The sequence below is a fragment of the Pseudophaeobacter sp. genome, from assembly GCF_048267565.1.
GTDB classification, from domain to species: Bacteria; Pseudomonadota; Alphaproteobacteria; order Rhodobacterales; family Rhodobacteraceae; genus Pseudophaeobacter; species Pseudophaeobacter profundi.
In genome coordinates, this window is the sequence record NZ_JBLWXG010000008.1 from 154,249 (window position 1) to 180,459 (window position 26,211).

A 26,211-nucleotide genomic window follows, 5' to 3' on the forward strand; every position below is an offset into this window, starting at 1 on the left:
CTCCGCGTGCTACATCTGGAAAATCAAAAATGACCAAAATCAAGTTTATCGATGCCAGCTTCCCCGATGGAGACCTTGACGAGATGGGTATCAAGCGCCGCTTCGAGGCACATCTTCGAAAGCTCAGAGCTGTGCGTGACGGGGTGACGCCACAGGCACCGGGAGACTTCGCGGACGCCCTCCGTTGGGAAGGTGATTTGAGCGAGGTGCAGATTTCTAGCAATGACCGAAATAAGATCCTTCGCAGGGCGCAGTACCTTGTGCAGCGCCGAAACGCTTTGTCCGGCACCAGCCATCTTTCCAGTGATGACAAGCGCAAGTTGGCGGTGCTCCGCAATGGGGTGGATCTTGTCGAGATCAAAAGCGAACACCGCGCCGATGAGATCGCCGCCGCGATACACGCGGATATGCCCTGGATGGCGCCCGCGACCGACTTCCTCTGGAAGGCGATGCGTCGGTCCGTTCAGGTCGGTGAGCCCGGGTTCCGCCTGCCACCTGTTCTCCTCGACGGGCCGCCGGGGATCGGCAAAAGCATGTGGTCCCGCCAGCTTGGTCGGCATCTGGGCGTGCCGCGTGGCACGATCGAGGGAACGGCGGAGCAGGCATCCTTCGTGATCAATGGATCGCAAAAAGGTTGGGGTACCACCTTCCCGGGACGTCCCATTCAAACCATCCTCCAAAGCCTCTGCGCGAACCCAATCATCGTCATCGACGAAATAGAGAAGGCGGGCAAACCGACTTCCACGAACGGGCAGACCTACGGATTGCAGGACGGGTTACTGCCTCTTTTGGAACGATCTTCGGCGGCCACCTGGAAGTGCCCATACTTTCAGATCAACTTCGACATGTCCTGGATCAGTTGGATCCTGACCTCCAACTCCTTGGCCACTTTGTCAGCGCCGTTTCTCAGCCGCCTTGATGTTCTTCGCCTCTCGCAGGTCTCATCTGCCCAATTGAGCGAGTTTGCCCGTCGGGAGGGCTACAAACGCGGACTGAGCCAGCCCTCTGTTGACGCCTTGGCCGAGGCGCTGGAAACCGCCAGCCGCACCGACCAGCTGAACTTGCGACACGTGACCAGGATGCTGGAAAGGGGACAGGTACTGGAGGCGGCGGGGACGCTTCACTGAGTGGGCTGGCTGCATCGGCTTTTTTGAAGTCAGGAGAACGCGAAATTGCCGGGGAGCAACCTTTCGTCCGGCTCCCAGGTTAATCCTACGTCTTCTTCGAAGATCGACGAAGCGTGGCAAGCATACCTTTTGTAGTTGAGCCAAAGAGATGCCATTTTTGGCAGACTTGGCTCTTCGTGCCAGGACCGCAGATGGCTACCCCCAGCCCAATGCGGACCTTGCGGAGGCCGTTTGGATAGGTACAGTCTAGCCTCTAAGAAGGGGAAGCCTATGACCGTGCTCGACACCGTAAGAGATCTCGTGGAAGCCGTCTCACCAAGTTGTATTTGTGATGATTGCATCGCTCAAAAGCTTGAGCTCTCAGTGCGCCAACATGCGAACCACAAAACCAGGGAACTAGCCGAGTTTTCTGGTTTCTCTAGAGCCAAGCAGCGCTGCTCATTTTGTGGAGGTGAAAAACTTTCGATCAAAGCCTGCTAACAGCCCTAAGCAGACCTGCTATCTGTCATCCTGGCATGAAGGTTGCTCAAGCAGGTCGGACGGAGAGGAGCCATTGACGGCGGCGCGGCTGGAAATCGTACAGACTGCCAAAGCGGACCTTCAGTATCAAGAATATTAAGTGTTTGATCAATCGACACAAGTCAAAGCAGAGCAAGTGGCAGTTTGTGATTGTTCGCATAAACGCGCATGAGCCCCACACATGGCGACACAGAAAGGGCAGAAATAGGCAACTCAAGCGCCCTTTCCTCGGCTTGCGCCGCTTGAGTGTTTCAATTGAAACCACTTCAACTTATGATCGCAAGCGAAACTCTTGCGAGACTGAAAATGAACACAGAATCGACACCGGCATGCGCTACATGAGGGCGGCCAAAAAAATGCTTTCTGATCAGGTGAAAGGTTACTCTTCTACATGGTAGTCATTCATAAGCGCGGCATCAGAGACCTTGTTACTTCAAAAGAGTCGGTTTCCATTCTAGTCGGACCTAACGGTTCTGGAAAAAGCTCTTTGCTTCTTGACCTTGCTAAGCACAGTCGCAAAGTTCGTGACGTTACAATTGTTTGCAACACACCCCATGACCGGTTCGCAGGCTTGCGCAACGTGAAACGGGTATCAGCAGGCAGGAGCAATCAATCGCCGCCGCAGATTGTAAAGCGTGCAGTTGCAGATTCGCTGAGGGAAACTGGCTCTACCTATTATCAGATTAGCGCAATTTTAGACCATTGCGGTTACGAGGCTAGGTTTGGCTTCGAGATCGAATTCGCCAAAAAGTCCAAGATAATGCCTGACGAATGGCACGCAGCGATCCTCGACTATATTCATCGTAATCGCTCTACACAAAGCCTCAACCAGCCTGACGAAGGCCATGTCGTTGAGATGGCAGTCTCCTTTCTACACCGATATGAGCGCGGAGAAAAAATATGGATGGATGCAGGAGGCTCTGCCTATGAATTCAGCCGCACCCGTGAGTTTGCCTATGTCCTCGAGTTGGAAACAGTTCTACGCCGCTTGGGTGTGATCCGTAGAATTCATGTGCTTCTCAAACGCAAAGAAGGTGGCGTTGAAATTGAGATGGAGCACGCCAGTTCTGGCCAACTTGCGCTAATATCAACTATGTTGTTCTTGATCACTAATGTTGGGGACCAGCCGCTGATCATAATCGACGAACCTGAAAACAGCCTCCATCCCAGTTGGCAGCGGGACTATATCGAGAAAATTTTGGTTGCTATGAATTTTCGTAATGCTGCCGTGGTTATAGCAACGCACGCGCCGCTCGTTGTTACCGGCGGGTTGGCCAGCTATCCTGGTCTTGTTTCCATAATTGAAGTGCGACACGGATACCCAAAGCCTCTCAACTTGGATGCAACGCGTATCCTTCCCAACAGCATTGAAGCTGTACTTTGGCAGGCTTTCGATGTGATTACACCTGCCAACCATTTTGTCAGTGAGCGTATTGTCGATGAAATATCATTATTTGAAAAAGGTGAAATTTCAAAATACCAAGTTCTGTCGCTTGTCGAGAGAATGGAAAGGGAAAGCTTCGACGAACGCCAGAAGAGCTTCTTCAGGGCGGTTCGCGATTTGGTGAGCAAGATTGAAGCCAAACTGGCAGAGGGGCCAGTCGATGATGGATGATGCTTACACCCCTGCGTTAGTCGAATTTGAATTAACTGCTGACGAAATTACCGTGATCACATTGGTGCTCGCGACTGCGAAACCGTGGGATGTGAAAACAAATCATCCGCACTACACAGATGTACAGGCAATAAAGAAAAAAATTGAGGGGTTTCATCTAAACAGACACAATAACCAATGCTGCTACTGTCGGCGGTTCTTGGGTGGAGCTGGTCACTTCATGATCGACCGCGAGCACGTCTTACCTAAAAGCGTCCCTGCTTACCGGCCTCTCACTTTTACAATTTGGAATCTGGGCATCTCTTGTAAGCGGTGCAACATGGAATATAAAAAGGAACGCGTCGACTTCGTGATCGACGGAGCTGACGAAGAAGCGTTCCAGAAAAGTGACAATTATCGCCTGATCCATCCCAATTTCGACAACTACGTAGAGCATATCAGCCACAGCATGACGCAAGCTGATGGTACGATTGTGCAAAAATTTACTAGGCATGCAGGCAGCGAGAAAGCAGAGTACACTTACGAGTTCTTCAATCTTCGAGGGCTTGAGGTCGACGGCTTTGACGAGGCGCAAGGCGCGATTGAGAAAGAAGAGATATTAGGCGAGGGTGCCATTGAAGCTCGTGCCTTGGCGGAGCGCTTTGGACAGTAGATTTCGACTTTGACCAAAGGGGCTATACGCCCATAAAATCTGGGGAGAAATATCATGAAAGCTAGAGTCGCTGGTGTTCTTGCAGGAGGATCAGCAGGTGCAATGATCGGAGCTGGCACTGGAATTGTGGGAGGGCCATTTGGTGCTGTAGCAGGAATGACCGTGTTCGCGATTGGCGGTGCCGTATGGGGATTCAGCGCAGGTCCGGATGCCGAAAGGCAATTTTATCGGTGGCGGGAGAAGCGAAAGCCGACGAGAGAGGCGGAGGATTAGTTTCCGTGGACTATCAACTTGGCGCTACTCGGCCCACGATTAGGTGCCAGCACGCGGCGTAGCTTTGTGTGGACGCTCTTCGGATACCCAGAACGCTGCGGGCGGCCGCAATAGTCCGCTTAGGGGATTCTCCGCTGCGACTTGGCGGCTTTTGGCGAACGGCAGCTCTGGGGCGTTCAGGTTCACCCGGAAGGCCGGGTGAGCTCGACTTTGCAAAGGTCGCAATCTGCGCTGTGCCGACATCCGCCGCTGGTTCGACCAAAGCTAGATCCCCGCCCTTTGTCCAGGTCGGCCTCATCGACGAGAACGGCCCACACCTGCTGTTGGTCAGATGTCCAAGCGCTGCGGCGCAGCTTCTCCGAAGCAGCCGTTCGACACATTATGCAGCATTTTTCTTGGCCAGAGGGCTGCAATGCGGGAGAAGTGCCGTTTCGTTTCGGCTGCGCCAAAGTCGGCTCTCGAGGAATTTGGCCGGGCAGAAAACATCGTTTGTGGCCATTCGCAGACTAGCTCAGGCTTCAATCAAAGATGTCACTTACAATTCATCGTTTTCAGTTGCAAAGTTGACGCGATACAACTTTTAACGTCATAAACTGCAAAGACAGTCGTGATCGGGTCTCAGATGGCTTCTCTAAAAATGAGGTACTTACACACTATGAAACGCATTTTGATGGTTTCGGTTTTGATGCTAGTGGCGGGTTGTGACGTCCAAGACCCACAGACACCAGAGTTCATCGCACTGCAACAGGCCTGCCAAAATGGCGACACGCAAGCCTGCTTTCAAGTTGAACAGATAAGAGCTGAACGGCAGCGGCAACAGAACGAAATTCTTTTCGGCGGCGATACGGTCATTGTTTACTAGCAACCAAGACCAGATCGCTCGAGTTGGCCAATAGCTCCCTGCCCGAAACGGCCGTTCTTGTCAGTCGTGTGATAACCACATGAAACGTTGAGCCGTCTTGTGCCACAAACCCTAGGCAAAACGGCCATAGGCTTAACCACCTCTCAAGAGCGGACGTTCCTACACCGCGCAGCATTGGTCACAGTGGGTCCAAGCTGCCGTGCGGCAGCGTCGCGTCAAGGAAGCAACGATTTTGCGCCTTGCCCCGCGCCGCCGGATGACGCCAGCAGCCCGAAGCGGTCATCGATAGATGATTGCCACGCCATCAATACTGCAGGTGCGAAATCTGCGGGCCAGTCTCCCAAAAGCAGTCATTGAAGCACCCTGTGACTGACACGACGGGGCGACCAATCCGGTTCTTCATGACCGCTGGTCAGGTGAGCGATTATACCGGAGCCAGAGCACTTGTGAGTAGCTTGCCAGCAGCCGATTGGTTGCTTGGGGATCGTGGCTATGATGCGGATTGGTTCCGTGAAGCCCTTGTGGGTATGGGTATCACGCCTGCATCCCAGGCCGAAAATCACGAGACAAAGCAATAAAATATGACAAGCGCCGCTATAAAAGGCGTAACCGGACTGAGATCATGTTTGGTCGGTTGAAAGACTGGCAGCGCGTAGCAAACCGGTGCGACAGGTGTCCAAAGGTAATCCTGTCTGCAATCGCACTCGCAGAAACCGTCATATTCTGGTTGTGTGTCCTGAGCCTAAGGTTTGGCACAACTTACACTGTCACCGCGAAGCATCGATTTTTTCTCGAACCTTAGAGTATATCGCATTTGCAATAATTGTATTGGGCAGATTTTTTTCCATCCGACGTAAAAAATCAATATCATCTTCTTGCATTACTGCGTGATCTAAACACTCATTTATCGTACTTAATGCTTGGGTTACTACATCCTGGCTATGAGATCGTATCATCAAAGCAGCCAATTTTATGGCGTATACAGGACTTGCTTCATCTACCGTATATAGGCACATCTCTTGCTTTTCATGTGGGAAGTCTAGAATTTCCTTTAGCAACAGATCCCATTCCTCTCTTTCAAACTTGAGAGACAAATTAGTTAGCGTGATTGATGTTTCCTCATACCACCACTCATTGAATGTTGATTGATTTAGCAATTCTACATATTTGTCATAGTTCCCTGTCTTCATGGGATCACCACAAAGCCAGTTGTTGGGCCAATTGGTGTGGGTAATGCACCAGACGGGAAATCTGATGTAACTTGCCCGTAAGAAACAATCGCATCAATTTGTACACCATTCACACTAGATCCATGCAGCGTCATGCCATCTGCTCGCCTTGCAATTGGTGGTGTATTCGATACCCGTAAAACTGATGACACAATATCATTATTGCTCCAACCTTCCGGAAATAGGGTGCTTCTCTTGATACGAGGTAGTGGACGACCTCCATTTTGATTTACCAGTTGCTGCATAAGTTTCAAATCAATCTTTCCATCGGCATGTCGACCAATTACTTCCACTGCGTAATCTGGGTGCCCCAAAATTCGTTCGCACCTCTCATCAATGACCGCTTTTACGCGGCATCGCAGCGGTCGCAGGCTGTGTTCCCAGGCCGAAAGACGGGCTTTGCAAACTCCGCTATCTGCGCTTCGCTGACGTTTGCACTGATCGCAGCAAAGCATGGCTCACCGACGGCCTGCTCGACCGAAACGACCGGCCCAGAGCCGACCTTTCGAACGAGTGCAGAGGATGAGCGGGCACCCGCTGGTATAAGACGGGCGGTGCGCGCAGGACCGGTAGGCGCTCTTGCTCCGCCAACCGGGGTGCCGACGGGGCGCTGCAGGACGGTCAGGTGTTCGGGTTCGTGGCGGATGGCGACGCCACGGCCCCGGGTCAGCTTGATCTCGACCTGGCGGCCATCGCGGGCGCGTGCGTCGTGACCTTGGGTGGAGGCCGGGTTCAGGTCGAGGTCGAACATGTAGGCAGCGACGACCTCGCCGATGCTTCCGACGAGATGGCCGTCGAGGGTGAATTTTCGACCGGGGAAGATCCGTTCGAGGCCATCGGCAGCGGTGTAAAGATCGTCGAGCAAGGCGGCGACGCGCGCCCAGTCGACGTCTTCGCTCATTCGGCGGCTTCCAGGGTGTCGGTGGCGGGGGCCAGCGCCTCGTGGAGGAGGGCTTCGAGGAGACGGGTGCGGGTGGTGTCGGTGGTGGTCAGGGCGGCCTCCAGCCGGTCGCAGAGGGCCATGAGGGCGTCGACCTTGGCCACGATGCGGTGTTGTTCGGCGATGGGTGGGAGAGGAAGCGGGCATCCCCGTAGTTGCGTCATGTTGATGGAAGCCAGGTTCGTTGTCTGCTTCGAGGCATCCTCAAAGAACGACCGCCCCAATTCACTGTTTACATACGTGATCACCCATTCTGGCAGGATCTCATCCGAAGGCGGGCGAACTCGGAATACGTGGTTCTGATGAATGCAATCGTCGATTTGGCACCGCCAGATCGCGGCACGTCCGAGTTTGTCCCAATCACCGCCCTCGGTCATTAGGATGTCACCGTCCCTAAGCCTGTAGCGATCGGCGTCGGCGGCTTTTACCTCAATCGTTTTGATAACGCCAAGGTCCAGATGCCCGCGCTGCACGTTGGCCACACGGAGATACGGGCGCACTTGTGCATCCTGAGGCGAGACCTTGCCGCCCTTCGTAACGCCGCTGACCATAACGAATACATCATCAAAGATCGGCAGTTCCCAATGCTCTGGGAAGTCAAACTTCAGGTTCTGACGGGAGGCGGGCGAAACAGGTTTGCGGGCGCGCAATCCTTCGTCACGGAATGCCTGGGATGCCGCATCCTTGAGTCGGCTTAGAGCGGTGGACGCCGGTTCATCCGCTGCATCCTGCTCCACAAGTTTGCCGCGGACGGCGAGGTTGAGGATGGTTTGGCGGAGGGTCTTGATCTGGTCAGGGCGCGTGGTGAGGGCGGGGAGCGCCTCGAGGGCGAAGGCGGCGTGGGTGGGGAAGTCGTCTTCGCTGGTCGCGGAGCCGGACGCAAAACCGGTTCCCACTTTTGCTGGCTCCGCTTGTGCCGTGGTATCCGGAGCGGTCAGGCGGGCGAGGCCGGCGGCGGTGAGCTTGTCGCGCAGCTCCTCCCGCGTCTTGCGGGCCTCCTCCAGCCGATCACAGAGCGCCATGAGCTCATCGACCTTGGCGACGATCCGGTGCTGCTCGGCGAGAGGGGGAAGCGGGATCGACAGTTTTTCCCAATTTCCCTTGTTCAATATCGCAATGGTCGTTCGAGCTGATGCGGCCCACGCTGCGTCCTGAAAGTAGTCTGATCGGAAGGCCAAAAGTAGATAGCCGGGCACAACGGTTGAATAGGGAGACAATGTGTTGATCTGCTGATTGAAGGAGACCACTCGGTCTACAACTTGGCACTTTCCGACTGTCCCAATGCAGACCATCAATAGAGATCCAGCCGACACCAACCGACCCGAAGCTTCAGCCCCAGCATGCGACAAACCTTGCTCCGAGTAATCGACATGACCTGGATAAAGATCGCCTGGCCGTATGAATGGAACGTCGGTTCCATAGAAGTCCTGCCGACTTTTGGGTGGCGTTGATCCAGTTTGCGTTGTTCCCAATTCGCCAATTCTGCCCCATGCCCAAGCCTCGGGGATTTGGAATGGAGCGTGTTCGATGGGGGTGAACGGCTTCGGCTTTCGGATCTTCCCTGCTTTTGCAAGGGCGGCCCTCTCAGCCGAAATTTCTTTCAATAGCTCGGACGCAGGCTCATCCGCGGCATCCTGCTCCACCAGCTTCCCACGCACCGCCCAATCCAGCACGAACCGCCGCAGCCGTGCGATGGCATCTGGCGCTTCGCTGATCTGCTCGTAAACTTCCAGCAACCGTTCCGCGTTCATCGCGCCAGCGCCTCGGTCAGGATAGTCTTCAGCTCGGCCCGCAGGCTGTCGACCGAGGCCTCGGCTTTGGTCAGGTCGTTCAACAAGGTCTCGGGGTCGCCCCAGTCCTCTTCGACGACATGCGGGTTCTTGATGTCAAGGTTGAAGCCGCGGGTGCGGATCTCGTCGATGGACACCTTCCAGGCGCGGTCACTTTCCTGCCGCCCTTCGCGGGTCGGCCCGCCCCACCATGCGGCGCAGTCGTCCAGATGCTCCAGCCGGATCGGCTTGGTCATGGAATAGGCCTTCTGCGTCTCGGGCACGCGGTGTTCCCAATACCAGATGTCCTGCGTGGGCGTGCCTTTTTCGAAGAACAGCAGGTTGGTGCCGATGGAGGCATAGGGTTTGAAGACCGAGTTCGGCAGCCGCACGATGGTGTGCAGGTTGCATTCCTCAAGCAGGTGTTCCTTGAGCCGGGTCTTGATGCCCTCGCCAAAGAGCGAGCCATCGGGCAGGACCACCGCGGCGCGGCCCGTGTCCTTGAGCAGGCGGATGATGAGGGCGAGAAAGAGGTCTGCGGTTTCGCGGGTGCGGAAGGTGGGGAAGTTGTTCTCGATCCCGTCCTCTTCCTTGCCGCCGAAGGGTGGGTTGGACAGGACGATGTCGACCTTGTCCGCCTGTCCCCAGCTGACCAGCGGGCGGGCGAGCGTGTTGTCATGGCGGACCCAGGACGGCTCCTCGACCCCATGCAGCAGCATGTTGGTGACGCAGAGCATGTGGGGAAGCGGTTTCTTTTCGACGGCGCGCAGGGAAGCCTGCATCAGCGTCTCGTCCTCGGGGCGCTTGATGTGCTTGTCGCGCATGTGGCGCATGGCGCAGGTCAGGAAACCGCCAGTGCCGCAGGCGGGGTCAAAAAGCACCTCGCCCGGGGTGGGGTCGATCTGCTGGACCATGAAGGCGGTGACCGCGCGGGGCGTGTAATATTCGCCGGCGTTGCCCGCGTTTTGAAGGTCGTTCAGCAGCTGTTCGTAGATGTCGCCAAAGTGCTGGCGTTCGGTGAGATTGTTGAAATCGACCTCGTTGATTTTGTTGATCACTTGCCGCAGAAGCTGGCCGGATTTCATGTAGTTGTAGGCGTCCTCAAAAACATCGCGGACGACCTTGGCCCGAGGGCCTTTTTGCGGGGAGAGTTGTTTGAGGCGGGGGAACAGCTCGTCGTTCAGAAAGTCCAGAAGCGTGTCGCCGGTGATGCCCTCGGGGTTGGCCGCCCAAGACCGCCATTGCAGATCCTCAGGGATGGGCGAGGTGTAGTCGTCTTGGGTGATTTCCAGCGCCTCGTCCTGATCATCCATGATCTTGAGGAAGAACATCCAGACCAGCTGCGACATGCGCTGCGCGTCACCGTCGACGCCGGTGTCCTTGCGCATGATGTCCTGGATGGATTTGACGAGGTTGCGGACGGACATGGATCAGGCACTTTCTTCGTAGAGCGCGGCCTGCATTTCATGCACGGCGCGGATGTAGTCTGGCTTTTTACCGAAAGCCCGGATTAGTTCAACCTCGGTGCCCATGCCGGAGAAGGGATTGATTTTCAGGATCTTGGGGTCGTCAATGCTGATGACGCCGTCGTCGGAGTATTTCTCAAGCAGGGCTTCGAGGACCGCGCGGGCCTGGGTGCCGTATTTGGTGAAGACATCGCGTTTCTTGACGTTCTCGGCCCGCTCCTTGCGGGTCAGCGGCTTGGCGTCAAAGGCGATATGGCAGATCAGGTCGAAGGGGTCGAGATCGAGCCCCAGTTCGTCGGCGATCACGTCGAGGGGCAGTCCTTCTTCGGCGAGTTCCTCGATCAGGGCGTTCTTGCGCTCTGTCTGCTTCCAGCGGCGCAGGAAATCGCCGAGGCTGGTGAAGCGCTGGCGCATGGCCTTGCGTGTATAGTCACGCAGGGACTCGGTTACGAGCTTGCCGTTCTCATCGAGGTATTCGACGCGCTCGGCCACGATGTCAGCGCCGACGCCGTCGATGTAGACCTTGGGGCGCGGCCCGGTGCTGGTGCCGCCCGTGAGGTTTTCGTTGCGCGGATCGATCAGGACGGTCTCGTTGTCGCCAATATCATCTGCGGTCGACGTGTCATTGTTGTTGGTTGGCGTCTCGTCCGGTGGGGTCACGGGATCGTCCGACCCGGGCTGATAGATCTGGACCGGTTCGCCGTCGAAGTCAGGATCAGCGAAATGGCTCGACGCACCACGGAAATCCATCAGCGTAAAGAAGAGCTTCCGAGTGTCCTCATGTACGCGCGTGCCGCGCCCAACGATCTGCTTGAACTCGGTCATCGACCCGACTTCGCGATCGAGGACGATCAAGCGACAGGTCTGGGCATCGACACCGGTGGACAGCAGCTTGGAGGTCGTAACGATCACCGGATAGGACGCCTCGGGGTCGATGAAGTTTCCGAGCTGGTCAATCCCTTCCTTGTCGTTCCCAGTGATACGCATGACATAGCGGGCGTTTTTCGCGACTAGGTCGGCGTTCTCGTTGATCAAGGCGTGCCGCATTCGCGCGGCGTGCTCCTGATCGACGCAGAAGACGATGGTCTTCGCCATGGGGTCTCCGCTTTCGCGGAGGAACTCGGTCACTTTCTTAGCAACGAGCTTGGTCCGGTCGTCCAACACCACGGTGCGGTCGAAATCCTTGGCGTTATAGATACGATCCTCGATCTCTTCGCCGTCACGATCCAACTGTCCCTTCTCGGGGCGATACCCCTGCACGTCGCGGTCGATATGGACCTTGATGACCTTGTAGGGCGCGAGGAAGCCGTCTCGGATGCCTTGCTTCAAGGTGTAGCTGTAGACCGGAGCCCCGAAGTAATCGATGTTCGAGGCATACTCCGTTTCCTTCGGGGTCGCGGTCAGGCCGATCTGCACTGCGGACGAGAAATGATCGAGGATTTCGCGCCAAGCCGAATCCGCCGACGCGCTGCCCCGATGGCATTCGTCGATGATGATCAGGTCGAAGAAGTCCTTGGAGAATTCGCGGTAGATTTTCTGGCTCTCGTTCGGCCCGGTGATCGCCTGATACAGTCCAAGGTAAATCTCGTAGGACGAGTCGATCCGCCGCTTCTTGTCCATCGCGAGGGTCACGCTTTCCTTGGTTCCGTCCGGGCGCTCGATGGTCTTCGACTGTGTGGACAGCTTCGCCATCCTACCGCTGAAGGGCCGGAAATCGTTGACCATGGTCTGGTCGATCAGCACGTTCCGGTCGGCCAAGAAAAGCACCCGTTTTCCCGGAAACGCGTTGCGAAAGCGCCAGATGATCTGAAACGCCGTATAGGTCTTGCCTGTCCCGGTCGCCATGACAAGCAATACGCGATCCTGCCCTTTGGCAACCGCCTCCATCGTCTTGTTGATCGCGTTGACCTGGTAGTAACGCGGCTCCTTGCCCGATCCGTCGTCGTGGTAGTCCTGCAGGGCGATCTTTTCTTCCGCATCGGTCAGGCCCTTCCAGACCCTGTAGCGATGCCAAAGTTCCTCGGGGCTCGGAAACTCGTCCATGCCCAAGGTACGTTCGACTTCGGATGATGTGCCCGTCCGGTCATGGAAAACGAAGCCATCACCGTTCGAGGAAAACACGAAGGGGATATCCAGCGTTTCGGCATAGCCCAAGGCCTGCTGCATGCCGCCGCCAACAGGCTGCTTGTTGTCCTTCGCTTCGATGATCGCGATTGGGATGTTAGGTTTGGCAGAGAGGATGTAGTCAGCGCGCTTACCCTCGCCGCGACTGACCATCTTGCCGCGCACGATGATCCGTCCCTTGGTGAAGCTGACTTCTTCCCGGATCTGCGTGGTGATGTTCCACCCTGCGGCGACCAGCGCGGGCGTAATGAATTTTGTGCAGATATCGCGCTCGCTAAAAATTCGCTTATCCATTTCGCCCCACCGAATTGCCCAATCAAAAGATCAATGCCTGACGCTACTTTGTTACCATGCAGAAAGACAAGTACGAGCGCTGGTTTGGCCATGTTCTGGCGCTGGAGCATTTCTTCGCTCTGCCCGGCTGAGTGGGGGATGTCGCAAGCCCCTGGGCTCTTCTACGACAAGGACTGAGGAGGCTGAGATGGCTCGTGCAGCGCACCACATAGAAATCGTGCTTGACGCCAAGCGCCGACTTAGAGTCGTCCGCACGCAGTGACCAAGATGGTCATGTCAATCATTTTCGATTGCGCGAAGAATTTTTTTGGCAAAACAAATCCTAGGTCGGCGATCTCACCGGACCGGAGGTGGGCAATTCATCGTCGGCCCCTTCCTAACCTAATAGCCCTATGGGCTTTATAGGAAGGGGATTCTGCAACCCCTTAACTCGAATGTGAGGAAAGATAAACTTCAAGTGGTGTAGAAATGCCTCGCATTTCGCTGCCCATGCAAAGGAAGCAATCTTCCAAGATTGCGCCTCCTATCAACCACTTGGTATTCTTAGCCCATGATGCTGAACACAATCTCTCATATCCCGCCCATACCCCTCGGGCTCATACGCTGATCCGCCATGGATCTGCATGAAGGCTGTTCGGCCACGCAGGACCTCTCACAGTTTGCACATGTTGCAGTAACTGCCGCGGATCTTGCGACGGGTCGTGACGACCCATCATCCCAGCTCCTTGATCCTTGATCCTTGATCCTTGATCCTTGATCCTTGAAAATTTTCGTACGCGACCACGCTTGCGAGGTCATTCTCGCAAATTTGGTGGCGCGCAAAGGAGCGGACAGAAGAGCCTGCAAATTGTGGAGGAGATACAGAGTGGCACATCCTGTTGAACGACATCAGCGGCTTCGACCGAACTAAGCAAAGCACCGGTTTGATTTTCTCGCAAATAGTTGATTTTGCGCTGATAATTCAATCTTCACGGAATGGGGTGAAACACCTCGATGTTCCTCAACATACAGAAAGCAGAAGAATGAGTACTTGAAGTCCCCAAAAACGAAAACACCGGAATGTTGGCGCATTCCGGCGTGTTCGTTCGAGGCAGATCGAAACCCACCAGCGTAATCACTGGTCACTTAGCACATCCTGCGACCTGTCGCAAGGATTCTGCATGGGCAACGAGCTTCCTCACCCCATAGGCGCATTCCCGGAAATGAAAAGCTGAACGAACCGGCCCTGACCGTAAACGGCCGGGTGGAACGGACCATCTTTGCCTGTTGTAACGGAGTGACGCCTCAACCGGGCCAGCCTTAGCGCGCGCACCGATGTATGACCCCTGCGCCCGGTAGGCGGGCGGAGGTCGATACCCCATGAGGAAAATTCACTATGACTATCCAAGAGCCCGGTTGGCTGCCGGACCAGCAGGAGGCGGATGCCGGTGGGCTGAGCCCCATCGGCCTGCTTTGCGACGGCATTCTCAGCGCTATCGGCCAGATTTCCAACAATCCTGAGGAAGCCACGGTCGAGATCGGCACACGGATCAACAACATTCTCTCCCTATTTTCCGAGACTGAGTTCGAAGTCTCGTCTGCTAAACGGCGGATCTCAGCGCTCAAGAGCGATCTGCGCCGCGTGACCGAGCAACTCGCGGTTCTGCGTCAGGAGCAATTCGGGCAGAGCTCGGAAAAGGACCGCGGTGATCTCCTCGAAGAGGACCTTGGCCTCGCGTTGGAAGACGAGTTTGACGAGGAACCGAAGGAAAAACCCAAAGGGAAGCGCGCAAGAAAAGTCCCTAAGGATATCAGGGTGATCACGGTGGACCATTTCCCCGACGATATGAGCTGCGGATCGTGCGGGGACAATCTCAAGTCGATCAAGCGTGAGGTGCGTGTTGGAAAGTTCCGCATCGTGCCGGAGCATTTGGTTTTGGTGCAGGACGCATATCACACCTGCGCCTGCAACCGTGAGATCTGCAAGGAGAACAAACCCGTGGCTGCGAAGTCAGGAAACTACATCATGAAGGGACGTGGCATGGAGCCGGAGTTCGCAGCGGAAGCTGCCTGTCAGAAGTTCTTTGAGCATACCCCGCCCTACCGCCTAGAGCGGCGGCTCCGGAACGCCAATATCAATCTCGCCCGCCAAACGATCGACAAGGCGGTCGCTCACTTGGCAAAACACCTGCGACCTATCCAAGATGAGCTTCATGCGCATGTTCTCTCCGGTCACACCGCGCAAATGGATGAAACCCCAGTGAAAGTTCAGGCACCAGGGAAGGGAAAGTGTGACACCGGGTACTTTTGGGTGATCAATCGGGATGAAGCCAACTGGAATTCCGAGGCCCAACCCGCTGTGGTTTACCGCTATGCCCATTCCCGCGCCGGCGCGGTCGCAGAGGAATTGCTTTCCTGGGCGTCGCTCCGCTTCCTCCAGACTGACGGCTACGCGGGTTACAACCGCCTCTTCAAAGACAATGGCCAAAATGAAGGTCTTATGCCGTCTCGTTGTAATGCTCATGCGCGGCGCAAGTTTTTCGAGGCTCACCTGGCCACCGAGAGCAAGCTGGCAGCCAAGGTTGTGCAGATGTACCGCAAGATGTATGCCGTGGAAAAAGCGGCCAAGGGCCTACCTCCTGCGGAGCGCGAGAAGTTGCGCCTCCAGAAAACTCTCCCCATCATGACCGAACTCAAAGCCATCCTGACCAAACATGAGGCCGACGCCTCAGGAAAGCTGAAGACGGCCATTTCCTACACCCTCAATGGCTTTGACGGGCTGCAGCGGTTCGTGTTCGATGGCCGGTTGGAGATCGACAACAACGGGGTCGAGCGCTGCATCCGAGGTGTGGCACTGACGAAGAAAAACTCCCTCTTCGCCGGGTCCCACGATGCGGCGGACGTCTGGGCGATCTACTATTCGCTTATCGAAAGCGCGCGCCTGAACAAGGTTAACCCCCGTAGCTACCTGAACTGGTTGGTGCAGGAAATCGAGCGGAGCCGCGGCATGGTCGACTACAGCCAACTGATGCCCTGGCACTGTCCAGTGGGTCGGATCGATAACTGACGACCACCTCTCCTAACCTGGAGCGGTGACATGATCTCAATCAGCTGGAGCCCCATTCGGGGTTCCAGCCTACAGGCGTGTCGGAACGGTCTTTAAGGGAAACTTGTAAGTCCTCAAGGCCTTAGTCCGTGTTGCGCTTCGCCCGACTCTTTAGGTTTCGACAGAAACTAGAACGTGTTCAACGGCAGGCTTTAGTCGAAGGGCGCGGGCCTCTCCCTAGGATAATACTGCCCTCTCTTCCCGCTTTGCTTGCAAGTCATCGGGAATGCGCACACGTCCTCTTCCTTCTCCAGCAGCAAAGAGCGATTTTCCGGTACGGATGCAGGACCAGATTGGCCTCGTCCAGCCCAGGCAGCCTTTCGTGTCGAGCAGGTGCTCTAGAGACACCCCGCTGCGCCGGACAATAAGACATCTCAAGCCCATTCGGGCGCCACGTCCTCTTCAAGGGAATGCAGTGAGGAGAATCATCTCTGCCCGATATTGATGTAGACCATGGCCACTTGTGTGCCTGCTCGAAAGAATTCCGCTGATCAGGCAATTTCCGGGTTAGATACACCGCTTACCATCAAGAAGAAGCGCTCTTGGGGCATATGCGCAAAAGGCTTTCGCAGACGAATACAGTCTACTGGTCTGTAGATGCGAAGACCGGCGCCACCACTGCCGATACGATCGCCCGTCTGCAGGAGCGCACACCACAGAAATTTGATATCGTGTCCGTTTCGCTTGGCGTAAACGATATCACTGCACGCGTGCCTCTATCGGAATGGTTGCAGCGTTTTGCAATATTGCTTCAGCTGGTAGAACTGAAATTTCAGGCCGATGTCATTTGCATATCGGGTATTCCGCCAATCCACCATTTCCCGCTGCTCCCACAACCGCTCCGGTGGGTATTGGGTGCACAGGCAGCACGATTTGATCGCGCGCTTCGCAAACTTGTCACCAATCGTACTGGATGTCGGTTTATTGAAATGGATTTTGAACCTAACGTCTCACAAATGAGCCCTGACGGCTTTCATCCTGGTCCCAAAATCTATTCAGAGTGGGGTCGCAAGGTCTATCGTGCAATCCGCCGCGATATCAAGCAGCTCGGCAAAACGTAACAGCCGACCCATACCGGGCACTCATCCTCAGGCCCGTAGCTGCAAACGCGGCGCTACGAAAGCTGACATTGGTTTGTTTAGCAACGAAACCTGTTCATGGGCTGACGCGAGACCGAAACACCCGTTGTTCGCCAAGTTTCTGACGCGTCTTTCACGATATGATGGCTGTGCAATAAAGGCGCGGCACACTCGGTCAAACCCATATCAGTTCAGGTGATCCGAAATCCCTTCCATCGACAGCGTTCCAGTCTGATTTTACGGAAGCCTTAGCGCGTCATACAGCTGGGGGTTTACCTCCTGCGCATGTAGACCATCCTCTTTTAGCAGCCCAAGCTTTGCCGCGCGCTGAACAGTTTCCATGTCGTTGCGCGTGCCCAGAGCCTTGCGAACCCGCAGCATGTGATTGTCAACGGTTTTGGGGTTTTCCCGCTGGATCTCATACAGGATCTCCTTGACGCGCAGCCCCTGCGCTTTCAGGCGCAACACCTGCAGGTTCATCTCGCTCAGACCCATTTGGATGACCACTTCGGCGGACCAGTCGCTGCACAGGTGCAGGTGATTGGCCAGCGCCTGGATGACGGACCGGTCCCGGTTAAATCTGGCGTCGTGTTTGACGATGTCCCCGGAGGGATCGAAAAGCCCTACGATCCCTCTGACCCCATTGGCGTACAGTGGAAGCACCACACCGGAGGACACAAAGTTGCGGACCCCACAAACGACACGGGCAAAATTTCCAGGAAGTTCACCCTCTTCCAACAGGCGGTAAAAACTGGATTGCAGGATGGGCTGACGTGTGAGAGCCCCCATCCGCATACCAAAGTCATCCAAGGCGTAGTTGTTTCGCTGATAGATTTCACGCCATTCGTCGGGTAGGCCCGACCGTTTGGAGACATGGTTGTTGTGAATGGCGTGCAGCGACCGCGTGTCCAGGAAAAGACCGTAGTTTACGCCGACATAGCCGTATTCCGCTTCCATGAATCCTGCAAAAAGCTGGTACTTTGCATCAAGTGTCGGCGCTTCGGTAATATCGTTAATCAAGTCAAAGGGGGCATGCATAGATCAATCTTCAGGTTGCTTGCGGCGTTGCCGCCTAAATTCGCAGATTGAAATAGCAATTACTTCTATGATGTTAAGGGGAATTTTTTCGCCATATCAGCGGTTCATCCTTTGGGTGTAACCGCTTCATTTGGACACGCCGCAGAAATGACCCGGGCGCCGGCCGACACGGAAAACCGGATAGACACACATAACAGCCCTCAAAAAAACGGGCATGAAAGACCCGAGGCAAGCGGCCCCTTTTCATGCCCAACACGCTGCCGCATGTGACACTATGAAGGCGATTTTCCTTCGGCCAGAAGGGGCTTCTGGTGCCAGTCTACGACCGCCTGAACGTCCCACAGCAAATCCATGTATTGCTGCGCCTTTCCATCCTGAGCGTAATATAGGACCTTGCGCGCATAGGCCGGCCCGGCGTCGGATTGGGCGAATTCTGCAACTGCATCGCGTTTTTGGTTCATCCAGCGTTCGCAGAGGATGGCTGCCGGGCTGATCTGGGAGCCAAGAAAACTCTGGCTCTCTTCCAATGCAGAAACCGGCAGTTCTGCGGGGGTCAGCACGGAGGCCTCTTTCGTCATCAGAATGCACAAATCTAACGTGTCTTCAGAGGCATCGAAGGTGCCAAATGTTGGAGTGACCTCGGAAAATACAGAAAGCGTATCCTGCAGAAAATCCGAGGAGGACATCTCGATGGTCGCATCTTCGAAAAACGTGGCCTGGCCAATCATCAACACGCGATCCTCGCCTTGCTGCTCGCCAAAGACGACGATCAGCATCTCGTGGTCTTTCTGATAACGCATGGTCCACATTGAAAGCGTATCCGCGTCGGGAAAGGAAAATTCGTCCTTCCAAAGCGCGCAGCCCGTTTCATCAATTCTACCCTCGTCAGGATCCATGATGCCCAGGCGTTCACAGCGATACCCCTGCGCCTCAAAAGTTGCGCGGATTTGCCCGACAGACTGGGTGAAATTTGCATTGCCGATGGCTGCCAGATCTGCGGCAGAGGCCGCGCCATATGACAAGGTCACTGCGACGGCTGCCGCAAGAGCTCGATTGAATATCATCAAGGTATTCCTGAAAACTGGATGGAAAAGGCAAGGCCTGCCATGGGTTCCCCATGGCAGGGGAAAGGCTCAAATCATTTTGAAATTTCGCTCAGATCAACCGGTACGCAGATGCCGGATTGCTGGCCTTGCTCGCTGTGGGACACATTCAGATCGAGAGTTTCGTGAGAGAGCGAAAGGGTCAACTTGTCGTTCAAGCGCATGACCTGTTCTGACCCGGTATCGGTGGTGGTACCTGGCCCCGATCCCGGCGGCAGGGTCAGGCGCAGCTGATCGTTTTCGATTGTGACTGCCCCGTCGTCGGCGCGCACCATTACAAACCGAAAGCCCCCGGCCTGACAAGCAAGCGCTTGTGGACGGGAGGGGGGCGGCGCCTGTTCAGAGATCTCCGGCAGTTGCGACAGGCGCACGAAACCAGAGCTACACACAGCGCCGATTGCATCCGGTGCGTTCAGGTCGCATTCAAACCCATAAGACTCAAACCGTACCCCCTGCCACCCATCGACCGGCGCTCCACAGACACGCACGTTCTGATCAACCGGTATGACCTCGGTTGTGACCGCTTCAGGCCTCAGGTGGATTGGGCTGACGTCCTTGTCCTCCATCCACTCCGCAGGCCGCAGCGCATGGACTGGCCCACAGTCCGGTGACACGGCAGGAACGGACACAACCGGGGCGACCCGGCCTGTGGTATGGGCGAATTGGTCAAGCATTTGGAAGTGATCGACAATAGACTCCGGATTGCAAGCCTCCTCGTTTACAGGCAGGAAGTCATACGCCAGCCCCATTGCCACTGAGGCGAACTCCAGATCACGATCCACACCCACGGTGAAAACCCGCTTTCCTTCGTAAAACCGGATGTAGCTGAAGTCGTCCTCGGATTGCGAAATTCCGGTCGACAGATAGGGCATGAACTGAACGGGCATGGACAGATCATAAACCGGGTTGGACAGGTCTGGCCCTGCGAGGAACTGAACGGTCTCATCCTGGAGGCAGACCTGCACGCGGGAGGCGTTCTCCGTGTCACAATAAAAGATCCGAGTTCCGTTGGCCCCGCAGTCGGCAAATGCCGGAGCCGCAGAAACGGCCAAAGTAGCCGCCAATAGAAAGCGTTTCATCCGCGTTAGCCCCCAAAACCTGCAACGTTGCCTTGTTTCACCCATGCGCTGGAACATTTGCCCCAGTAGGCCATGTTTGCCGGCCAATCATCTGGCGTCAGGGCGCAGGCTGCCAAACGCGCCTCGTAGTCCAGTTGGGCCATATAGCCACCGGCACCGTCGCCTTTATCGGGATCTATCCAGATGATGCCAGAAAAGCCGTCCTCATAAGCACACTCAAAAGCGGACCCGAGGTCGGTCGGGAACGCATAGCCAAGGATCGCGGCCTCATCCGTTGGTGCCGCATACAGCGCGATCTGCCCGTTTTCGGTGCCTTCGTTGCTGAGAACGCCAGCAACCTCGCGACAGTCATAACTGCCATAGGGCGTAGCACCGGTGATGGGTGTGTTGGGCTGATAAAAGGCTGCGCTATCGGCGCTGGGGCCAGTCCGCATCGCATTCATTGACACCCTACGCAACGCTAGCATGTCCGCGATTTCCGCACTTAGCGCGGGCTGCATACATTGAATACTGCGATCAGGGGCGGTCCCACGCCCAAACAGATCCAGCCAAATTTCCGCATCAGAGGTGTCATCCGTAGCCATAGGCGTTTTCACACTTAGCACAGCCCTGCCGCCTTCATGCACAAAGGTAAATTCATGCATGTCCCAGGGAAACCCGCCGGTGCCGGTTGTCATATCGAAGGGAATATCCGCTGCCAGTTTGTAGATCGGGCCATCCGAGATCTGCGGCGTCACATGGAGTTCCAATACAGAAGCTCCTGTTTCGGGGTGCTCACTCGCGCAGACCTTGATTTCATCCGCCTCCTCAGTGAGACACAGCACCTTTGTCGCCAGGATGTCATCGCAAAAAGCCTGGGACATCCCTGCAGAGAACAGCAGACTGATCCCGAATGTTGTCAGCAACAATCGCACGTTTAATTCTCCTTTGAGGTTGGGGCGTAAATTGCCGCATCGTTCAGCGCGGCAAGCGATCCGTTCACGGTGCCGAATGTGCAGGCAAATGAAGAAGATCCACCGCTGTCTTGGATCTGGTTCATGCCCCCCGCCTGACCAGAGAGGTACACCTCGTAGCTGGAACCAGGGCCGCGCAGCGTGGATGACGCCCAGTCTGTTGCCGTCAGACCCGTCACATCCCCCAAGGGAACACTGACTTCGGCAGGCAGGCCGGGCTTTTTGTCATAGGCCAGTCGGGCCTGCTGCGGGCTCCAGCACAGCGACAGATGCCCCCCGCCCGACAGGGCGCAGGACAGCGCGGGGGTTTCACCCGGCAGGCAGTCTGCATGACCAAGGGCTGGAGCCAAGGCCAAGACACACAAAAGAAAAGTACGCATGATACTGTTTATCCTGCAAAAGCCGTACATGTATCGGGGGGGATCGAACCCTCGGGGATCCAGCCTGCGGCTGTCTCGGTCTCGACAAACTCGAAACCCTCCCAACTCTCAAAACGGAAATTCACCCTATCGCCGCCTTTGATGGTGCCGATCGGATAGCTGTCGCGCATGCCAATGCCGCTGGTCATGGTGACCGGGGCGCCGGTGTATCCAACACAGGAGGATTCAAACTGTGAAAGGGTGGGCAACAGGTCGACATCGTCCAGCTTTCCGATCAACGATGAGGCCAAGTTACGACCTTTGGTATTGATCTTGCAGTTATAACTGGCTTCCAGTTGTTTGTGTGTACTCACCATACGCTGGTCCCAATCATCGAGAGTGGGGGATTTTGTCGAACAGGCTACATCAAAAACTGATTTACCCAGAGTTGAGCCAAAGCAATAGCCTGCTCTGTCGAAGGCCATGTTCCGCAAGTACCACGCGTCCTCGCACAGGGCGCTTGCAGTGCCAGCCGTGCAGACCAGTGCCGCAGTTAGAATAAGTGTTCTCATCTGTCGCCTCCTTGGACAGGTGTGGGGCGTTTCCATGGCTTGCGCCAAAGGGGATATTGGCAAATCGGCACAGGCGCGCTGCCTTATTGGGTTCTCTGAAGGTGGGCGCTATCGACCCATCCTGTGGCGCAGGGGCCGGTGTAGGGCTTGCCAAGGTCTTCTGGACGCAGGAAGCAGTCCGTCAGCCCGTTTGTTGGAATGGCAACAGCGACGAAATCATCTGCGCGATCAATAATATCGACGGTCTCGCCCGGCTGCAGCATCCACCAGATCGGAGTCGCGGCCGCAGGGCGCGCAGAAGAATAGACCGGCAGGCCTTCTGGGGTGACTTCTGTGTCAGACACCCGCGCCATCCCCACCGTGTCAATGCGGGGTATGATTTCATTTTGGGAAAAGAACGCTCCAATTGGGCCGCGCGCGTGTTGCGCGGACCAGAGCGCCTCGGGGTCGGCGTAAACCGTGCCAGAAGCGCACAGGGTTTGATCTACGCGCGCGCGCCAGTGGGGCGATTGCAGCCACATGTTGTGGTCGCCCGTATCGGCAACAGTTTCATTCATGTCATCCCATGGCAGGCCTACATGCAGGGTCACGGGCTCTGCCAAGTCCGTGCTCCAAAACCCGATTTCCACCTGCACCTGATCGCCCTCGGACCAGCGAAACCATGTGGTATTGGCCTCCGCGGTCAAGGGTGTGTCATAGTACATATCGCCTGACGACAGCGCATGACGTGTCAGCACATAGCTCCGGTCCTGTGCGCAAACGGTTATCTGTTCGCGAAAATCCGCATTGTCTGTCGCGCATTGGAACAGAACCTCGCCGCCACAAACCGATTGCGCTGTGGCTGCGCTGGTCCAACAGGCTACCGTAAAGACGGCAGCTATGGATAGGGGGGAGCAGTACATGAGAAAAGCCCTTATTGTGCGGCTTCGATCAGTTCGATGAGAGAGGACAGGTCGCTGTTTACGCTGCCAGCGTCACAGGGAATATCGGCAATCAGCGCGCCATTTTTAAGCACGTTGATACCGCCCATCTCTGTTGCACCTGCCGCGCGTTCGCTGCCCCACCAGACCTCGTAGGCATAGCCACCGCCACCGTCAAAGGTCACGGAGTCGCTCATGAAGTTCCCCATGCCATTCCAGGGCGTCGCGGTGATGGTCGCCATATCTTGCAGGATCTCTTTTTCCACCGTTCCATTGGATTTGAAGAATCCATAGGCGGCCTTTGTGCCATTCGCCCAAACCGCATTGCAGACCTCGACACCGCGCGTGCCGCCTTTCAGCGTGCATGTGAACATTTCAGTACCGTCAAGTTCGCAGAACTGCCCGGCCTGTGGCGCACCTGCGCTGAACATCATCGCAATCGAAAGATAAAGCTTTTTCATTTCATGTCCTATCCCAATGGAAATGTTGAAGACTCAAGTGGTTTGGGTCGCCGCCGGTGCCGACTTGCGCAGCCAGTAGGCGCTGGCGGCGGCACCGGCCAAAGCAACAGAAATGATCACCAGCGCCAGAACCGGACGGAAATAGACCCAAGCAATCGCCATCGTTGTGCCGCCAACAACCAGCGTGAGGGCAAAACTGATCAACGAGGTGACAGAGGCGGTGATCCACCCCAGAAAGGGCAGAACGCTGGCGATGACATCCACCACGCCGAAAAGCGCCTTGAAGCCGAGAAACAACAGCACCATTAGGCCAATGCGCAACATCCATGTCTTGAAGGTGTTGCTGGCAACTGCCGTCTGGAACATTTCCTCTGCAGTCCTCAGCCCCTCTTCGACCAGGTAAATCTTGCGCCCATTTTGTGCCGTGTAGGGAACCAAAGTGTCGCCACGCTGCACGCCAACTACGCTGGCCTCGTCAATTGTTGAGGCTTGATAGCTCACCCGGATATCGCCAAGCTGCGGAGCCGTGACATCTGCACCAAGAACGATCCGCCCAGCGACCAGCTTGGCTGGCTGCTCCAATGATAGGGCGCGCGCGACCGCTTGCGCATGCTTGGCGTTTAACAGCACCGGCGTTGCACCGCCAAGATCGGAAATCTCATCATTGACGGTGAAGGCGCCGATCGCGCCCTCAGGCTGGCGGATAACCTTCGATGAGACTGGCATCGGCGGGTTGACATGCCCGTCGGGGATCCGAAACTCTGCCCCACTTGCAGGCGCATCTGTCCAATCCAGATGATAGGTATATTGCGTGGTCTTTTCCTGCGAGCCGCCCAGTTTTGTGTCCGTCGTGGTTTGCTTGTCCTCAATCCATGCAAATTGCTCCACCTTGCGTTCAAGACGCACGGTCTGTGCAGAAGCGACCACACCCAACGCCACATCGGCCAGCGGCGCCGCAAGCGTAAGCGGGCCGTTTATGTGGACCAGCTGGCCCTCATGTGACGAATCCAGCGCTGCGCTGTCGACAGACACAACCTGCCCGGCACCTTCCGCCAGAGCGCGGGCGGTCCGCACGGCGTTGCCTTCGTTCCAAAACAGAAAATACACGGCGATACCGACAAGGCTGATCCCGAGCCCGATACCTTTGATGCCGTTTTTCAGCCGTGCGAAAAACCCGACCTGTGTCGTTTCAGTGAATTGAGACACTTTTCAAACCTTTGTGGAAACATGAGGGGAACGGGTTAGGAGGCTTTGCCAAAACCCAGAGTTTTGATGACTTCCGCCACATCGGCCATGCTTGGCCCCACCGCAATCGGCGCATCGGGGACCCCCAGCCAGTCATTGATATTCTGAGCGGTCAAAAGATGGCGTTTGCTTGTGGTGTATCCATGCGAGATCGGAACGCGATGCCTATTTTGCTCAGAACCTGTGACCACACAGAGCCTGTAGGTATAACTGGCATGCAGCCTGTTGTTGCTGCGATCATTGCGTTTGAGATCAACATCAGCCTGTTTGACATTCTCAAGTGCAATTGTCTCTTCGCGGGTTCCGTGCAGCATGGTTTTACGCAGTGTCAGCAGATTCCCGGCGCGATCAAACACAACTTCTGTCTTGTGATAGACCAGCCACAAAATACCCCCACCAATGAAAACAACCCCCAGAGCGACGCCCCAGCCGGCGGTAAAACCGGTAACGGCAGCGCTGAGGCTGATCCCCATGATGACCAGAAGGACGATGCACAACACAGTCGCAATTACACAGGTTGTTCCCTTCAGGATCAGACGATCAGATTGGTTCAGGTCGATTTTCATATGGTGGGTCTCAGATACTAAAAGAACTTTTTTCAAATGACGAACACCATTCTGTCCGGGGAAATTCCGCCCCCTGTTAAACGGCATACTCGTTACAGGCTTTGCAACGCATTCAGGTGTGGTCTGAGCGGCACGCACGAGATAGATAACCGCACCTCACAGCCCCCGAATGCGTTGCAAAATCAATTCCTTACATCAGCACCGCCTGATGCCCTGTGTTGGCTTGTGCGGCATCTTCCGTAAAGGAGGATGCTGATATCGTCTGCGCGATGGCGGTGAAAACGAACGTGGCTTTCATGATATTTTACCGATCTAACTCTTCGTCGGCTCCTGATAGACATGTGGCAGAGAACGAAACATATGGATTTTTCTCCATGTTCCCGGCAGTCAGGATCCATGTCTTGGTCCCCAAGCGCATTGTCGTCAGTCATTCGAAAGACGCTCCCAAAAGATTGCATTTTCAGATGTCTCAGGTGGAACAGTCTGAAAGAAGCAAACAAGCGAACGCATGCGGTTACAGAAAGAGTAGACACCCCGCGTCAGGCGCGCTGGTGAACTCTCCTACAGAACCCGGCGCGGCCTGATCGGCAAAATCGAGGCAGGCAAAAGCGCAGGCGGCCTGTCCTATGGGTATTGTGCGCGCCGCACGACCCTATGGGTATTGTGCGCGCCGCACGACGGCCGGAGATGTTATCAAGGGCGAGCAGGACATCAACGCCGATGAAGCGCTGGTGGTGGAACGGATGTTCACGGAATACGCCGCAGGGAAATCGCCGATCCAGATCGCCACCGATCTCAATGCCGACGGGATCCCTGCCTCGCGCGGCAAGGGCAACAGTTCCGGCCACTGGCGTCAGACCACCATCAACGGCAATCGTGAA

24 protein-coding genes and 1 pseudogene are annotated in these 26,211 nt (G+C 55.8%); 9 read left to right on the plus strand and 16 right to left on the minus strand.

The genetic code is table 11. The features are described 5' to 3' along the window. Positions 1-29 precede the first annotated feature (29 nt). The 6 genes and pseudogenes from ACN0VH_RS16415 to ACN0VH_RS16440 form a co-directional block, all read left to right on the plus strand. On the plus strand, positions 30-1,127 hold the full coding sequence (locus ACN0VH_RS16415; protein WP_417701311.1) for an AAA family ATPase: 1,098 nt from the start codon (positions 30-32) through the stop codon (positions 1,125-1,127). Positions 1,128-1,397: 270 nt separating this feature from the next. Next, complete coding sequence (locus tag ACN0VH_RS16420; RefSeq protein WP_417701313.1) at positions 1,398-1,607, plus strand: hypothetical protein; 210 nt, start codon at positions 1,398-1,400, stop codon at positions 1,605-1,607. A gap of 430 nt (positions 1,608-2,037) precedes the next feature. After that, on the plus strand, positions 2,038-3,261 hold the full coding sequence (locus ACN0VH_RS16425) for an AAA family ATPase (RefSeq protein WP_122072283.1): 1,224 nt from the start codon (positions 2,038-2,040) through the stop codon (positions 3,259-3,261). Beyond that, positions 3,251-3,913 carry an HNH endonuclease gene (locus ACN0VH_RS16430; protein ID WP_122072284.1) on the plus strand — a complete coding sequence of 221 codons (663 nt, stop codon included), beginning with the start codon at positions 3,251-3,253 and terminating at the stop codon, positions 3,911-3,913. Before ACN0VH_RS16425 ends, ACN0VH_RS16430 begins: the two co-directional genes overlap by 11 nt. A gap of 928 nt (positions 3,914-4,841) precedes the next feature. Beyond that, the gene (locus tag ACN0VH_RS16435; RefSeq protein WP_417701315.1) at positions 4,842-5,048 is read left to right on the plus strand and encodes a hypothetical protein; all 207 of its coding nucleotides are present in this window, start codon (positions 4,842-4,844) and stop codon (positions 5,046-5,048) included. Positions 5,049-5,407: 359 nt separating this feature from the next. After that, positions 5,408-5,778, plus strand: a pseudogene (locus tag ACN0VH_RS16440) (IS5 family transposase); the annotation flags it as partial. A gap of 37 nt (positions 5,779-5,815) precedes the next feature. Here ACN0VH_RS16440 and ACN0VH_RS16445 read toward each other — a convergent pair. The 6 genes from ACN0VH_RS16445 to hsdR are packed head-to-tail and all read right to left on the minus strand — an operon-like array spanning position 5,816 to position 12,870. After that, a complete protein-coding gene (locus ACN0VH_RS16445) occupies positions 5,816-6,238 on the minus strand; it encodes a hypothetical protein (protein ID WP_417701317.1) in 423 nt (140 codons plus the stop codon). Next, positions 6,235-6,570, minus strand: a complete 336-nt coding sequence (locus ACN0VH_RS16450) for an EndoU domain-containing protein (protein WP_417701319.1) — start codon at positions 6,568-6,570, stop codon at positions 6,235-6,237. Before ACN0VH_RS16450 ends, ACN0VH_RS16445 begins: the two co-directional genes overlap by 4 nt. Before the next feature lie 53 nt (positions 6,571-6,623). Then, a complete protein-coding gene (locus ACN0VH_RS16455) occupies positions 6,624-7,178 on the minus strand; it encodes a DUF6998 domain-containing protein (protein ID WP_417701321.1) in 555 nt (184 codons plus the stop codon). Further along, positions 7,175-8,968 carry a restriction endonuclease subunit S gene (locus tag ACN0VH_RS16460; protein ID WP_417701323.1) on the minus strand — a complete coding sequence of 598 codons (1,794 nt, stop codon included), beginning with the start codon at positions 8,966-8,968 and terminating at the stop codon, positions 7,175-7,177. The genes ACN0VH_RS16455 and ACN0VH_RS16460 overlap by 4 nt, the downstream gene beginning before the upstream one ends. Beyond that, entirely contained in the window at positions 8,965-10,413 is a 1,449-nt protein-coding gene (locus ACN0VH_RS16465) for a type I restriction-modification system subunit M (RefSeq protein ID WP_417701325.1), read from the minus strand. Before ACN0VH_RS16465 ends, ACN0VH_RS16460 begins: the two co-directional genes overlap by 4 nt. Before the next feature lie 3 nt (positions 10,414-10,416). Then, positions 10,417-12,870 (minus strand): EcoAI/FtnUII family type I restriction enzme subunit R, encoded by a 2,454-nt coding sequence (hsdR, locus tag ACN0VH_RS16470; RefSeq protein ID WP_417701327.1) that lies wholly within the window; start codon positions 12,868-12,870, stop codon positions 10,417-10,419. A 1,375-nt stretch (positions 12,871-14,245) separates the two neighbouring features. Between hsdR and tnpC the strand changes: the two genes are divergently transcribed. Together tnpC and ACN0VH_RS16480 are read left to right on the plus strand one after the other, a co-directional pair. Continuing rightward, positions 14,246-15,916: an IS66 family transposase gene (gene tnpC, locus ACN0VH_RS16475; protein WP_417701329.1), complete on the plus strand. Its 1,671-nt coding sequence runs from the start codon at positions 14,246-14,248 to the stop codon at positions 15,914-15,916. 581 nt (positions 15,917-16,497) lie between these two features. After that, complete coding sequence (locus ACN0VH_RS16480) at positions 16,498-17,016, plus strand: SGNH/GDSL hydrolase family protein (protein ID WP_490362989.1); 519 nt, start codon at positions 16,498-16,500, stop codon at positions 17,014-17,016. A gap of 255 nt (positions 17,017-17,271) precedes the next feature. Here ACN0VH_RS16480 and ACN0VH_RS16485 read toward each other — a convergent pair whose 3' ends face one another. From ACN0VH_RS16485 to ACN0VH_RS16530, 10 genes are all read right to left on the minus strand, one after another. After that, complete coding sequence (locus ACN0VH_RS16485) at positions 17,272-18,072, minus strand: autoinducer binding domain-containing protein (protein ID WP_417701331.1); 801 nt, start codon at positions 18,070-18,072, stop codon at positions 17,272-17,274. Positions 18,073-18,344: 272 nt separating this feature from the next. Next, the gene (locus tag ACN0VH_RS16490) at positions 18,345-19,136 is read right to left on the minus strand and encodes a hypothetical protein (protein ID WP_417701333.1); all 792 of its coding nucleotides are present in this window, start codon (positions 19,134-19,136) and stop codon (positions 18,345-18,347) included. A gap of 74 nt (positions 19,137-19,210) precedes the next feature. Continuing rightward, a complete protein-coding gene (locus ACN0VH_RS16495) occupies positions 19,211-20,140 on the minus strand; it encodes a hypothetical protein (protein WP_278923868.1) in 930 nt (309 codons plus the stop codon). Between the two features lie 119 nt (positions 20,141-20,259). After that, a complete protein-coding gene (locus ACN0VH_RS16500) occupies positions 20,260-21,168 on the minus strand; it encodes a hypothetical protein (protein WP_278923867.1) in 909 nt (302 codons plus the stop codon). A 2-nt stretch (positions 21,169-21,170) separates the two neighbouring features. Then, positions 21,171-21,587 carry a hypothetical protein gene (locus tag ACN0VH_RS16505; RefSeq protein WP_278923866.1) on the minus strand — a complete coding sequence of 139 codons (417 nt, stop codon included), beginning with the start codon at positions 21,585-21,587 and terminating at the stop codon, positions 21,171-21,173. A gap of 8 nt (positions 21,588-21,595) precedes the next feature. Beyond that, positions 21,596-22,138, minus strand: a complete 543-nt coding sequence (locus ACN0VH_RS16510; RefSeq protein WP_417701336.1) for a DUF4453 domain-containing protein — start codon at positions 22,136-22,138, stop codon at positions 21,596-21,598. Between the two features lie 83 nt (positions 22,139-22,221). Then, complete coding sequence (locus tag ACN0VH_RS16515; RefSeq protein ID WP_417701338.1) at positions 22,222-23,040, minus strand: hypothetical protein; 819 nt, start codon at positions 23,038-23,040, stop codon at positions 22,222-22,224. Positions 23,041-23,051: 11 nt separating this feature from the next. Continuing rightward, positions 23,052-23,519 (minus strand): hypothetical protein, encoded by a 468-nt coding sequence (locus tag ACN0VH_RS16520; RefSeq protein WP_417701340.1) that lies wholly within the window; start codon positions 23,517-23,519, stop codon positions 23,052-23,054. Between the two features lie 33 nt (positions 23,520-23,552). Then, complete coding sequence (locus tag ACN0VH_RS16525; protein ID WP_417701342.1) at positions 23,553-24,725, minus strand: TMEM43 family protein; 1,173 nt, start codon at positions 24,723-24,725, stop codon at positions 23,553-23,555. A 35-nt stretch (positions 24,726-24,760) separates the two neighbouring features. Continuing rightward, entirely contained in the window at positions 24,761-25,468 is a 708-nt protein-coding gene (locus tag ACN0VH_RS16530) for a hypothetical protein (RefSeq protein WP_417701343.1), read from the minus strand. A 488-nt stretch (positions 25,469-25,956) separates the two neighbouring features. Here ACN0VH_RS16530 and ACN0VH_RS16535 point away from each other — a divergent pair. Then, positions 25,957-26,211, plus strand: a 255-nt coding sequence (locus tag ACN0VH_RS16535) for a recombinase family protein (protein ID WP_417701345.1), incomplete at its 3' end; no start/stop codon positions are given.